The sequence below is a fragment of the Mycobacterium colombiense genome (genome assembly GCF_001665835.1).
GTDB classification, from domain to species: domain Bacteria; phylum Actinomycetota; class Actinomycetes; order Mycobacteriales; family Mycobacteriaceae; genus Mycobacterium; species Mycobacterium colombiense_A.
Genome location: NZ_LZSX01000008.1, coordinates 120,324 through 133,071, shown reverse-complemented (window position 1 = coordinate 133,071; position 12,748 = coordinate 120,324). Strand labels below are relative to the sequence as shown.

The 12,748-nt window shown below is 64.8% G+C and carries 10 protein-coding genes; 1 reads left to right on the top strand and 9 read right to left on the bottom strand.

The genetic code is table 11. The annotated features are described in order from the left end of the window. The first annotated feature begins 25 nt into the window (after positions 1–25). On the top strand, positions 26–946 hold the full coding sequence (locus tag A5760_RS01890) for an SDR family NAD(P)-dependent oxidoreductase (RefSeq protein WP_064877467.1): 921 nt from the start codon (positions 26–28) through the stop codon (positions 944–946). Here A5760_RS01890 and A5760_RS01885 read toward each other — a convergent pair. From A5760_RS01885 to A5760_RS01845, 9 genes are all read right to left on the bottom strand, one after another. Beyond that, positions 943–2,481: a flavin-containing monooxygenase gene (locus tag A5760_RS01885; protein WP_064877389.1), complete on the bottom strand. Its 1,539-nt coding sequence runs from the start codon at positions 2,479–2,481 to the stop codon at positions 943–945. The genes A5760_RS01890 and A5760_RS01885 overlap by 4 nt on opposite strands. Positions 2,482–2,635: 154 nt before the next feature. Next, complete coding sequence (locus A5760_RS01880) at positions 2,636–3,364, bottom strand: TetR/AcrR family transcriptional regulator (protein WP_155764163.1); 729 nt, start codon at positions 3,362–3,364, stop codon at positions 2,636–2,638. 41 nt (positions 3,365–3,405) lie between these two features. Next, positions 3,406–4,383 (bottom strand): helix-turn-helix transcriptional regulator, encoded by a 978-nt coding sequence (locus tag A5760_RS01875; protein WP_064877387.1) that lies wholly within the window; start codon positions 4,381–4,383, stop codon positions 3,406–3,408. Continuing rightward, the gene (locus A5760_RS01870) at positions 4,380–5,336 is read right to left on the bottom strand and encodes a TIGR03619 family F420-dependent LLM class oxidoreductase (RefSeq protein WP_064877386.1); all 957 of its coding nucleotides are present in this window, start codon (positions 5,334–5,336) and stop codon (positions 4,380–4,382) included. Before A5760_RS01870 ends, A5760_RS01875 begins: the two co-directional genes overlap by 4 nt. Before the next feature lie 190 nt (positions 5,337–5,526). Next, a complete protein-coding gene (locus A5760_RS01865) occupies positions 5,527–6,450 on the bottom strand; it encodes an NADP-dependent oxidoreductase (protein ID WP_064877385.1) in 924 nt (307 codons plus the stop codon). A gap of 115 nt (positions 6,451–6,565) precedes the next feature. Continuing rightward, positions 6,566–9,424 (bottom strand): RND family transporter, encoded by a 2,859-nt coding sequence (locus A5760_RS01860; RefSeq protein ID WP_419538207.1) that lies wholly within the window; start codon positions 9,422–9,424, stop codon positions 6,566–6,568. Continuing rightward, a complete protein-coding gene (locus A5760_RS01855; protein WP_064877383.1) occupies positions 9,421–9,864 on the bottom strand; it encodes an MmpS family transport accessory protein in 444 nt (147 codons plus the stop codon). Before A5760_RS01855 ends, A5760_RS01860 begins: the two co-directional genes overlap by 4 nt. A 109-nt stretch (positions 9,865–9,973) precedes the next feature. Beyond that, positions 9,974–10,876 carry an SAM-dependent methyltransferase gene (locus tag A5760_RS01850; protein WP_064877382.1) on the bottom strand — a complete coding sequence of 301 codons (903 nt, stop codon included), beginning with the start codon at positions 10,874–10,876 and terminating at the stop codon, positions 9,974–9,976. Positions 10,877–11,097: 221 nt separating this feature from the next. Then, a complete protein-coding gene (locus A5760_RS01845; RefSeq protein ID WP_196771944.1) occupies positions 11,098–12,576 on the bottom strand; it encodes an FAD-binding oxidoreductase in 1,479 nt (492 codons plus the stop codon). Positions 12,577–12,748 lie beyond the last annotated feature (172 nt).

Here is a 12,748-nt window from a genome sequence, read left to right as displayed (position 1 = left end):
CTAACCCACTCGATTGGAGACCACCATGATGTCGTCGAATCGCGCCGCCCGTAATGAGCTGATCGTTGTGACCGGTGCCTCGACGGGCATTGGCGCGGCCAGCGCTCGAGAACTGGCCCACAAGGGTTTTCACGTGCTGGCCGGTGTGCGCCGCGAGGTGGACGCCGACGCACTGCGCGCAGCTGGCATCGAGCCGTACATCCTGGACATCACGATGCAATCAGACGTGGCCGCGATCGCCGACCGCATCGCGCGCGATCCACAGCGCCGCACCCTGCGCGCGCTGATCAACAATGCCGGAATCGCGGTCAATTCTCCGGTCGAAACACTGCCGATAGACCAGTGGCGCAGGCAGTTCGAGGTAAATCTGTTCGGCCACATCGCGATGACCCAGGCGCTGTTGCCGGCCCTGCTGCTCAGCTCGGGCACCGTCGTCAATATCAGCTCCGTCGGAGGCAAGGTGGTGTTGCCGACGTATGGCGCATATGCCGGTTCGAAGTTCGCCCTGGAGGCCGCCAGTGACGCGTTGCGGCGTGAGGTCGCCGAGCTCGGCATCAAGGTGGTCGTCGTCGAGCCCGGCGCGGTCAAAACCGAAATGGCCGAGCGCGGAATCACCACCGCGGAGGGACTGATGGCGAACCTGACCGATGCCCAACTCGCCCGCTACGGCGACCTCATCGCGGCCGTCACGGCACAAGCGCGGTCGTTCGGCGAGGATGGCGTTTCGGCCGAACACGCGGCGAAAGTGATCGCCAAGGCCGCGACCGCATCGCGTCCCCGCACTCGCTACACCATCGGACGCGATGCCGCGATCCTGGTGCGGATCAACCGCTTGGTGTCCGACCGGGTCCTGGACCGCATCATGCGACAGAACCTGCGATCCTTCGCCAAACAGTCGCAATTGAGCGAAGATCGCAGCGCCGCAACGGCTTCGCTCGGCAGCTAGGCCGTCGCGCGCCTGCCCATGTTCACGCCATAGAACTGGTATTCGTCCGGCTTGACCGAACGGGTCGCCCGCCAGTACTCCCAGGTGTAGCCGCCCCAGAGCACGGTGTTCTTGCCGTGCTCGTCCAGATACCAGCTGCTGCAGCCGCCGCTGTTCCACACCGACGGGCCCAGCCTGCGCTGCAGCTCGTCATTGAACTTGTCCTGGGCGGCGCGCGTCGGCGCCAGCGCCTGTGCGCCGAGCTTGTCACAGGTCGCGATCGCGTCTGCGACATAACGGATCTGGGATTCGATCATGAACACCACCGAGTTGTGCCCCAGCCCGGTGTTGGGTCCCAGCAAAAAGAACAGGTTGGGCACGTCGGCGATGGTGATCCCACGGTGTGCCCCGATGCCCTCGCGGTTCCAGCGGTCCACCAGGTCCTCGCCGTGCAGTCCCTTGATCTGGACGTAGGTGTAGGAGTCGGTGACGTGAAATCCGGTGGCGTACACGATCACGTCGGCCTGCCGGTTTGTGCCGTCGACGGTGACGATGCCGTCAGCGGTGATCCGCGAGATGTGGTCGGTGATCAGTTCGGTCTTCGGGTCGGCGACCGCGCCGTAATAGGTGGAGGAGTTCAGGATCCGCTTGCACCCGATGCGGTAGTTGGGGATCAGCTTGCGCCGCAGCTCCCGGTCCTTGACGGCCCGCCACATGTTGTACTTGCAGTAGGCCTCGATGAACTTCAACAATTTCGGCCGCTTGGTCATGCCGATGGCCAGCGCTTCCTGCCCCCAGTAGATGACGAGACGGACCAGCGCGCGCAGGCCGGGCACGTTCTCCATGGCCCGGCGCACCGCCGGCGGGATTTCGGGGTTGGAGCGCGGCACCACCCACGGCGGGGTGCGCTGATAGAGCTGAAGTTCGGCGACCTGCTCGATGATCTCCGGCACGATCTGGATCGCGCTGGCTCCGGTCCCGATCACCGCCACCCGCTTGCCGGTCAGGTCGACGCTGTGGTCCCACTCCGCGGAATGGAAAGCGGCGCCACGGAATTCGTCGCGGCCCTCGATCTCAGGCATGGACGGGATGTGCAGCGCGCCGGCACCCGAGATCAGAAACTGCGCGACGTACTCGCGCCCGTCGGCGGTGAACACGTGCCAGCGGTTCTCGTCATCGTCCCAGTGCGCACGATCCACCAGCGAGTTGAACTCGACGTAGCCGCGCAGCCCGTACTTCTCGGTGACCCCTTTGAGGTAGTCCCAGATCTCGGGCTGATAGGAGAACGGGTTCTTCCAGTCGGGCTTGGGCTCGAACGAGAACGAGTACAGGTGCGACGGGATGTCGCACGCGCAGCCTGGATAGCTGTTGTCTCGCCAGGTGCCGCCGATGTCGTCGGCCTTTTCCAGCATGACGAAGCCGACGCCCTGCTTCTGCAGCGCGATCGCCATGCCCAGGCCGGAGAACCCGGTCCCGATGATGACGGCGCGCGTGTGCACCGGCTTGTGGGCGTTGGTCCCCGGCAGTGTCTCGGTTTGTGTCACGACGTCGGTCACGGTCGATCGGTCCTTCTATCCAGGCCTGTCTCGGGTCGGCGTTAGCTGGCGTCTTCGGCTGCGGCCCCCGGCTGACGCAGATACCTAGTACCCAGGGTATCGGTTTGGACGAGTGTTATCGATGGCCGCGGCGATTGTCAACGCCGCGGCCCGCTCACCCCGCGGCCGGCTTAACGGTCACCATGTCGTGAATCGGCAGGTCAGGGTCCATCGTGATGCCCAGCGCCTCGGCGGTGCCGACGATTACCCCCATCATGATGGTCGTCAGGTGCGCAACGAACTGCTCGCGCGACATCAGGCGGGGGCTTTCCGGCTCGGGGCCCAGCCACCACTCGGTGGCCGACGCGGCACAGCCGAACGCCGCGTTCCCGGCCAGCTCGACCGCCGCGTGGTCGAGCTCCATCTCGCGCAGCTCGTTGTCGAACATGTCGGCCACGGCCAGGGTGATGCCGCGTCCCTCGTCCAGGATCTGGGGGCTGGCGGCCGAGCGGCCCTGGATGAACACCCGCAGCACGTTGGGGTGCTTGTCGACCAGGACCACGTACTCCTCGACGCTGCGCCGGATCACCTCGCGGGCCGAGTCTGTTTTCAGGTCGATGGACGCGAAGATCGCCGCCCACAGCATGTCGCGCAGCCGCTCCCCGATCGCCTGGAACAGGTCGGACTTGTCGTGAAAATGCCGGTAGATCTTGGGTTTGGCGGTGCCGGCCTCCTCGGCGATCTCCCGCACGGACAGCTCGGGGCCGAGGCGGTCGATGGCGCGGAAGGCCGCGTCGACGATTTCGCTGCGCACTTTCTTGCGGTGCTCGCGCCAGCGTTCGCTGCGCGCGTCGACCTTGGCCCCAGGCTTGACGCTGGGGTGGGGCCGGGGAATTCTCACCACAATTAGCACCATACCGCGGTCCCACTCGTGACCTGCGCATATCAGCGTGACGCATGCAATACCTGGCTTGGCAAGCTGCCGAACTCGCGCCGGTAGTCGGCCGCGAACCGCCCGAGGTTGGCGAACCCCCAGCGGTACGCGACGGCTGCAACGGTCGTCCCCTCCTCGACGGAAGACCGCCGCAGGTCCGCGTGGGCCCGAGCGAGGCGGATCGACTTCAGGTATGCCATCGGAGTCGTGTCCAGGTGCTTACGGAAGGCTTCCTGAAGGGCGCGCGGGCTCAACCGCGCGGCAGCCGCCACGTCGCTGATCCGGACGTCCTCGGCCACCGAATCCTCGAGGTAGGCGATCGCACGCCGCACCGCCGGCGGCCGAACGGCACCACTGGGGCCCGCGTCGGCCATGTGAATAAACCCGGGGTAGGCCTCGCCGATGCTCGCTACCAACATCCGAGACATCTGCGCCGATACCAATGACTTCGACGCCAGCAGCCCGTTCGGCCCGGCATTGCGGAGCAAGAATTTCATCACGTTCGCAACAGCCAACATTCCCGGCTTGGACGGCTGCCAGCTGGTCGGGACTCGGACCGGCGTCGGCTCAGTCGCACCGGTGAACTCGGCAACCGTCGCTTCGAATTCGGTACGCGGAATTCGAATGTGGAAAAGGTTACAGTTTTCTTCCCAGCGCAGCCGATACGCCGTGTGCGCGTCCAGCACCACGTGTTCGCCGGGCAACACGACCCGCTCCCCGTTATCCGCCCCGGCCACGAATCGCCCGCTGATCTGCTGGGACACCAAGACGAAGTCGTCGAATGTCGACGACTCGAGCACCGTGGTGGCCGAACCGTACGACAGGGAGTAAACGCCGAGCCCGCTGCCACCGCCTTCGGCATGCCGCGCACGAAACGCCGACACGCGGTCCCGGACGGTGAGGCGGTGGGGACAGTAGACAGACCCGATCTGGGTGCGCGCGTCTTCCGGATCCGTGGTGTCGGTCCGGATGCGCAATCCGTCGATCATGAGGCCGTTGCTCGTTCGCGGATCTGCACCGCCGTCTCCAGCATTTGCGCAGTGCTGGTGAACCAGTCCTGCAGATTGAGATCCACGATGAGCTCGTCGGCGCCCGCCTCCGCGGCGGTCCGGACATCGTCGAGAACCTGGTCCAGCGTGCCGACGAACGCGGATCGCTCAGGTCCGGCCGGCCGGTGGGTGAAGGTGACATTGCCGACCACGATCATCTCCATCCGGCTCGTGTCACGCCCGTATTCGCAAGCCATGCCCCGGATGCGGTCCCAGTCGGCCCGCAATTCCGCAGCTCCCGCCGGGCCCGGCGTAGCCAGCAGCGGCAGCCAGCCGTCGGCGCGTTTGGCGATGCGCTGCAACGCTTTCGAACTGGTGCCACGGCCCGGGTTATGGCCGCCGCCGCCCAGCAGGACGGGGATTTTCGCCACCGGCTTGGGCAGGACTGCTGCGTTGTCGACGACCACCCGCGGTCCCCGGAAGCTCACCGGGTCGGGGCCCCACACCGCATCGAAGACATCGAGCGTCTCGTCGAGGAAGCGGCCGCGATCGGCTCGGGTGGCGCCGGTGGCCTGCAGTTCGTCGGTGGCCCAGCCGGTGCCCAGGCCCGCGATCACGCGGCCGCCGCTGATCTGATCGATCGTGGCGAGAGCCTTGGCGAGCTGGACCGGAGTGTGCAGTGCCGCGACGAGGACGGAGGTACCGAGGCGGACGCTTTCGGTCGCGACCGCCGCGGCGGTCAGGACGGCCAACGGGTCGGCGGCCTGGCGCGAGTGTTCCGGCCACGGCGCGTTGGATCCGGCATAGGGCTCGACGGGCGTCTGCGGGAAGAGCAGTCGCTCGTACGTCCACACACTGGAATATCCGGCCGCCTCGGCCGCCCGTGCCGCTTCGACCAGATCGTGTTGCAGGTCGACTCCCAATCTCTGGGGCAGGCGAAGTCCAAGTCTCATTCGGTACCTTCCATCGAGTCGTGACGCTCGCGAAAAAGAACAACCATTCCGCGCCGCCGATGCCGTTGATGGCCAGAGCCGTCCTTTTCTGTGGAGCGGATGGCGCATTGTGAGTGGTATGCGGCTGCTACCAGAGTGGTTCGCAGTCAACGGATTGGGGCATGGCAGTCTCTGTGGGTAACGCGCTCGGCTAGCCCGCGTCGGCAACCGTGATGATGGTCTTGCCGCCGCCACGACGCGCCGGGTCGAATGCCGACGCGGCTTCGGCCAGTGCACATACCGTTTTGACGACTGGGCGCAGTCGGCCGTCGCGAACCCTGCGTTCCAGCACGGTAAGGGCTTGCCGGTCGGGTTCGACGACGAAAAAGACAGCGCGTCCGTGCTCGGGTTGAACCCGCGGCGGCTCGGCGATGGTGATCAGCGCGCCGCCCGGACGCACCAATTGCGCTGAGCGATCGAGGATTTCACCACCGATTACGTCGAATACCACGTCGACCGTGCCGGCCTCCTCGAGGCGATCGGATCGCAGGTCCAGGAAACTGTCGGCGCCGAGGCCCAGCACTGCGTCCCGGTGCTCGGCACGCCCGCTCCCGATGACGCAAGCGCCGGCGTCGCGAGCAAGTTGCACCACCAGGGAACCGACGGCACCGGCGGCGCCATGAACCAGAACGGTCTGGCCGGCGAGAAGGTGCGCATGCGCGAACAGCCCCTGCCATGCGGTCAATCCGGGCAACGCCAACGCGGCGGCCACCACGTGGTCGATGTCTGCCGATAACGGCGCGAGGTTGCGGGCCTCTACCGCGACGTACTCCGCGAGCGAGCCGTCACGGGCCCAGTCGGTAATCCCAAAAACCCGCTGTCCGACGGTCAGTCCGGTTGTGCCGTAACCTAATTCGGCAACAACTCCGGAGACTTCATGCCCTGGAATGACGGGCGTGCGATCGCGCCCGGAGCGGTCGGTCCACGTGGCCGGCCAGTTGAGCTCGTCCGGGGTGAAGCTGGCGGCATGCACGCGGACAACGACGTCGTTTTCGGCGGCATGCGGATAGGGCACCTCGGCCAGAGCGAGTCCACGGAAACCGGCGGCGCGGTCGCGCGCGGTGATCGCTTGCATGGTCGTGTCACTTCCTATCCACTTTGTCGGTTCGCGCTAATAACGTTTGCACCTCCGCGGTGCGATCACCAGGGCCATCGAGCCGTGCGGTCCACAAAACGCGACACGGCGCCGGTCACCGGACGCCCGCGTATTCGGCCGGCGCTACCCGCCCGGCGGCACGCGCCGGTCGGGCGCGAATCAGGCGGGGCCACCAGAAGAATGGCCCGAGCAGACGAGCGAGGGCGGGCGTGATGAACGAACGCACAATCAGCGTGTCGAGCAGCAGGCCGATTCCGATCGTGGATCCCATTTCACCGACCGAGACCAGCTTGCCGGAGACCATGGCCATCATCGTGACGGCGAACACCAGACCGGCGGTGGTGACCACTTTGCCGGAGTTGGCGACCGCTCTGATCAGGCCGGTGTTCAGGCCCGCCTTGCTTTCCTCCAGGTAGCGGGCTACGAGCAGCAGGTTGTAGTCCGAGCCGACCGCCACCAGGATGATGAAGGTGAGCGGCAGACCCAGCCAGCTGATCGGGATGCCGAGCAGGTGCTGCCAGATCAGGACCGACAGGCCGAACGCTCCCGAATACGAAAACGCTACGGTTCCGATTATGACCAGCGCCGCGATCATGCTGCGGGTGATGAGCAGCATCACCAGGAAAATCAACGCGAATGCCGCGGTGGCCGCGATGATCAGGTCGGTTGCGGCCGCATCCTGGATATCCCAGTACGTCGTCGCGGCGCCGCCGAGGTAGACATGGGCGCCGGCGAGCGTGGTGCCTTTCAACGCCTCCTCGGCGGCGGGCAGATAGGCCTGGTCGTGGTGGATTCCGTCTTCCGTGAGTGCTTCGCCGTCGTGGTAGACCATGTATCGAGCGGCTTTGCCGTCGGGGGACATGAAGAATTTCAGATCGATGCGAAACGACGGATTGTTGAACGCATCTGGTGGTAGATAGAAGAATTCGTCGTTCTTCGCACTGTCGAACGCATAGCCCAGATCCATCATCTGCCGGCTCAGCTCGTCCAACTGGGCCAGCTGGGGCGCAATCGTACTGTGCTCGGCCATGATCACCTGGTGTAGCTGCTCGAGCTGGCCGACGTTGCGGCCGAGGAGTTCGACCAGCTGCGGCATCACCGAGTCCTGAATCATCGCAGCCTTGAGGTTCTTGTCCATTTGCTCGTCCAGCTGGTCGAACTTGTCAGTCAGGTCGAATAGCGAACGCAGCGACCAGCAGAGCGGGATGTCGAAACAGTGCTTCTCCCAATAGAAGTAGCTGCGGATCGGCCGCCAGACATCGTCGAAGTCGGCGATGTTGTCGCGCATCGCGTCGGTGACGTCCTTCATGCCCTTGGCCGCTTCGGCGGCGATATGAGCCGCGCCGGCCTGTTGAGACGTCAATTCCTGTTGATGCCGCATCAGCCCCGTCATGCGCTCGGTGATGTCGGCCATCTCGGTGAGCCGCGTGTTGAGGTCGGTGAGGAACGGCAGGATTTCCTTGATCTTCGTTCCCGTCGAGCCCATGGTGTATGTGAACGACGAATGTTCGAGCGGAGTCCCCAACGGCCTGGTGACGCTCTGGATCAATCCCACACCGGGAGTGTGAAACACACTGCGGGCCACTCGGTCCAGCGCGATCATGTCCGTGCTGTTACGCATATCGTGGTCGGATTCGACCATGAGCATGTCGCCGTTCAGCCTGCTGACCGGAAAATGCCGGTCGCTCGCCGCATATCCCTGTTTGGACGGACTGTCATCGGCGATATAGATGCGGTCGTCATAATTGGGGTGGTAGGTGGGCAGGGTGAGCGATCCCACCAACACCACCACGCAACTCGCCAGCAGGACCCGGCCGGGCCACCGGACCGCCAGAGTGCCCACTTTGCGCCAAATACCCGCCCCGGCACGGTGTTTCGGCTCGAATATCCCCATCCGGCTGCCCAGCGCCAACACCGCCGGACCGAAGGTGAGGGCGGCCGCGACTGCGGTGAGCATGGCCACCGCGCACGGAATACCGCAGGTGTTGAAGTAGTTGAGTCGAGTGAATTTCAGACAAAACGTGGCGCCGGCGACGGCGAGACCCGAGCCCAGGATGACGTGGGAGACGCCGTTGACGGCGGAATAGTAGGCGGTTTCCCGGTCTTCGCCCGCGTGCCGCGCTTCGTGGTAGCGGCCGATCAAGAAGATCGCGTAATCGGTACCCGCTCCGAGGATCAACGACACCAATAGGTTCGACGCGAACTCGGATATGCCAATGAGCTTGTGGAAGGCGAGAAGGGACACGATCCCCCGCCCGCAGTTCAACTCGAGCATCACCATGAACAACACGAGGAATGCCGTCTTCATCGAGCGGTAGACGACGAGGAGCATCACCGTGATCAGGACGATGGTGACGAACATGATCATGACCAGGCTCTCGTTACCCGCCTGCAGCATGTCCGCTGACAGCGGAGCCGATCCCGAGACGTACACCTTCAGTCCGGGCGGAGTCTTGGCCTGCGAGACCAGATCTCGAACTGCCTTGATCGACTCGTCCGAGACCGCCGAGCCGAGGTCGCCGGCGGTCCGTACCAGCGTGTAGGACGCCCTCCCGTCGTTGCTTTGCACACCGGCGGCCGTTGTCCCTTGGCCCCACAGATTCATAACATATTGAACATGCTTGTCTCGCTGCAGTTTTGCGATCAGGTCGTCGTAGAAGTGGTGGTCGGCCTCGTCGAGCTTGTGATCACCTTCCAACACGACCATCACCAGACTGTTGCTGTCCGACTCGTGGAACACTTCTCCGATGTGGATGAGCGCCTGCGACGAGGGCGCATCGACCGGGACCAGCGGTCCCCGGTTCGCTTCGGTGACGGGTTCCAGCTGCGGGACGGTCACGTTGAGCACGACCATGAGCCCTATCCACGCCACAACCACGGGCACGGCGAACTTGCGGATGGTCCGCGCAAGGAAGGGTTTGCGCACCTTGATGTCGACGTTGTTGTGCCTCACGCGGACAGCACCTGGCACCAGACCCCGGCGTGCTCACCCGTGGCGGTGTGTTCGGAACGCACCTGGCCGTCGACGATGATGCGGCAGCCGACATTGCCTCCGGCGACCTGCGCGGTGATATCGGCCGTCGCTGTCGTCAACACCGTGACTTCGGCATGCGTCCAGGGCAACGTCGCCAGGTCGACGGCGATTGCGTGCGAGTTCACGTCCCAATAGCTGACCCGCCCCCACCCGCCCAACTCGCCGAAGACGTCGTATTCGATGTGTTTGGGATTGAACTGAGCTATCGAAAATTTGTTGCCCGGGCTCCGGGTTCGGTCCTGGGAACCGAAGATCCTGTGCGCGGAATCGATGACGCACCCCGCCAAGACGGCGACGACGACCACCAGGGTAGGCAGCCACAGCTTGTTGACCAGTCGCCGGCGTAGAGACGCGACCATGACGATGACCCTCCTCGGGCACTCACAACGAAAATCGAAACACGTGGACCATCGTGGCCACACGAGCGATGGGTGTCGGGACGATGGAGTTCAGCCGCCGCAGGACGCGCTAAATGCGCACTCCGCTCAGCATCCGCGTGAAACTCGCCAGCTCGACCAAGCCGTCGGCCGTGGGGGCGGGCCGTCCGGCCGCGTTGAAGACGTTAGCGATCTCAGCACTGCGCGTCGTCCAGTCCCGCTCGGCCAGATACCCGGCGGCGTCTGTGTGCTGGCCGGCGAAAATCACACTGCGCAGGTCGATCTCGGGGTCCAACTGATTCCATACCGCGTGGCGTTTTCTCAGATTTTCGCCGAGGGCATCGGTTCTGGGGGTGTCGACGTAATCCGCCCCGAGTTGGCTGCCGGAAGCACTCAAATTGGTGATCGCGTCGAGAATCTGGTCGTGTGCCTCCGGCGGGAGACATCCGATGAGAAGTCCCTCGACGATCCAGACGGTCGGCTGCGTGTCGTCGAAACCGTTTTGCCGCAACGCTGTCGACCAGTCCTGACGCAGATCGACGCCCAAGCAATGGTGCCCTTCGGCAGGTGCCCAGCCCAAGCCGGTCAAGACGCGCCGCTTCCACTCGATGACCTGGGGTTGATCGATCTCGAAGATGGCCGTCGCCGGCGGCCAGTCCAATCGGTAAGCCCGACAATCCAGTCCAGGGGCCAGAAGCACCGCTTGGCGGATGCCGGCTCGGCACGCGTCGCGGGCAAAGTCATCGAGGGTTCTCGTCCGCACGCCGACGTAGTCCGGCATCCAGTCGATTCCGAGGTCCGAGAAATCGATTGCGCCGTCGACGATTTGGGTGAACAGTTTCAGTCCGACCGCCCTGACCAACACTTCGGCGAACGGGTCGCGGATCACCGGATCGGGTTGTCTACTGGCGACCGCCCGCGCCGCAGCGACCAGTGTGGCGGTCGCGCCCACCCCCGCCTTGAGGTCCCAACTATCATCATGGGTCCGTGGCATTGTTCGCCCCCTTGAATCACCTTGCACCTGAACGAGTCACCCTCGTTCAGGCCGCCTTCCTGGTGCAAAGTTAGGGCTACGCCGACGGCCGGTCTACCCGTATGGCGCGGTCGATAGCCGGAAAGCGCGGAGAGCTCGGTTCGACGCTCACAGCGCGTGATACCGCGCAGGGAAAGTCGATGCAGATGCATCGCGATCCAGGCAGCCAATTGACGCCCAAATCACGAACCAAAGTCCCGGTGAAACACGTTGGGATAGTTTGAGTATGGACGAGCCTGGTGCAGCTGACTGTCGGTCCGGGCGGCCGGCACCACGTTGTGGTTGAAGCGGAACATGTTGGTCGGGTCGTAGATCTTCTTAACGTGCGCCAGGCGCTCGTAGCATTCCGGACCGTAGATCGCGACGGCGTCGGCCGCTTCTTCAGGAGCAAGGTTGTTCACCAGCCGCCGGTCGGCTTGCCAGGCCGCCATCCCGTCGAGCAACGCACCGACCGACTCCTTGAGCCGCCGTTCCTCTGACAGCGGACCGACCTCGACGCCCAACAAGACGTACGGCAGACCTCTGGTCGCTACGGCGTTGGGCACCAACGGCTCTCGGTCCCAGGCTCCGCCAAGGGCACGCAGTTCGGCGATCCACATGGTGGTTCGAGAGTTCGGGCCGATGAGTTCCACCAGCCTGTCCTGCGATTCTGTGGGGAATTCCCGCAGCATGATGCTGCGCTCGTAGTAGGGCAATGGTTCGGTCGGCTCGGCGTGGATCGATGCGACTGCCGTGTACGGCATCTCCGCTACGGTGTCCAGGATTGTCGGCGCGACTGCCCGGAGCGGCGCGATCATCCGTTCGCCGTCCTCGGCCGTGCCGTTGTAGGCGATCCGCAGCGCCACCGTGAACACGCCGCGCAGCGGCTCGGGGATTTCGGGCAGCGGCGGTAGTCGCAGGGCCGCGAACGACGAGATCATGGATTCCGGGGTGTCCGGGTGCCAAGCAGTCCAGGCGCGCAGCACGTCGGTCATGTGCTCCCCCGGGAAGTAGATGGCGCCGCCGTAGATGTGGGAAACCGGGAACAACGCAAACTCCAGCCTGGTGACCACGCCGAAGTTGCCTTTGCCACCGCGTAGCGCCCAAAACAGCTCCGGATCGGATTCGGCGTCGACATGCCGCAATTCGCCGTCTGCCGCCACCACGTCGAGCGAGCGCACGTGGTCCGCGGCGTAGCCGTGGGAGCGACCGAGGGTCGGGCTGAGACCGCCGCCCAGGGTGTAACCGGCCACCCCTACCGTGGGGTTGGACCCGTTCAACGGTGCCAGCCCAGCCTCGGCTGCCTTCTGGACCACCTCTTCCCATATCGCCCCGGCGCCGACCTCGGCCGTGCGGCCGGCGGCGTCGATCTCGACGTCGTTCATCCGGCGGGTATTGATCAGAACGGCGCCCTCTGCCGTGCCGACGATCTGGTGGCCGGTGGCCTTCACCGCAACCGGGCGATGCTGTCTCGCCGCGAATGCAACGGCCGCCTCGACATCGGTCGGACACTGCGCCACCACGATCACGGCGGGCTTGAGTTCGTGGTTGAGGTTAAAGACGGCGCGTTCGTCGTCATATCCAACGTCACCCGGCAGCAGAACCGAACCCGACACCGCCGCAACCAGGGCTGCGACATCCTCTGGCTGGACGGGCGAGAGACGGGAAGAACCGAAAATCACGGCGTACATCCTCTTTTCGTAGTGCGTTCGGGGGGCGGATACCACGCAAGGGACCGTCGAGCCGAAGGTGTTCGGGGCGGTCACCTGACGCTGGTGTTCCGGTCGAACGACTGTCGATCGGTCCAAATGGGCTTGCGGGCTTACGAGCCGCCGTTTTGCAGCAGCCACCTTC

What these genes read in the sequence shown, in the direction of transcription:
- A5760_RS01890 (WP_064877467.1), top strand. Translation starts at nt 26, where the DNA reads ATGATGTCGTCGAATCGCGCCGCCCGTAATGAGCTGATCGTTGTGACC.
- A5760_RS01865 (WP_064877385.1), bottom strand. Translation starts at nt 6,450, where the DNA reads ATGCAAGCGATCACCGCGCGCGACCGCGCCGCCGGTTTCCGTGGACTC.
- A5760_RS01870 (WP_064877386.1), bottom strand. Translation starts at nt 5,336, where the DNA reads ATGAGACTTGGACTTCGCCTGCCCCAGAGATTGGGAGTCGACCTGCAA.
- A5760_RS01875 (WP_064877387.1), bottom strand. Translation starts at nt 4,383, where the DNA reads ATGATCGACGGATTGCGCATCCGGACCGACACCACGGATCCGGAAGAC.
- A5760_RS01850 (WP_064877382.1), bottom strand. Translation starts at nt 10,876, where the DNA reads ATGCCACGGACCCATGATGATAGTTGGGACCTCAAGGCGGGGGTGGGC.
- A5760_RS01855 (WP_064877383.1), bottom strand. Translation starts at nt 9,864, where the DNA reads ATGGTCGCGTCTCTACGCCGGCGACTGGTCAACAAGCTGTGGCTGCCT.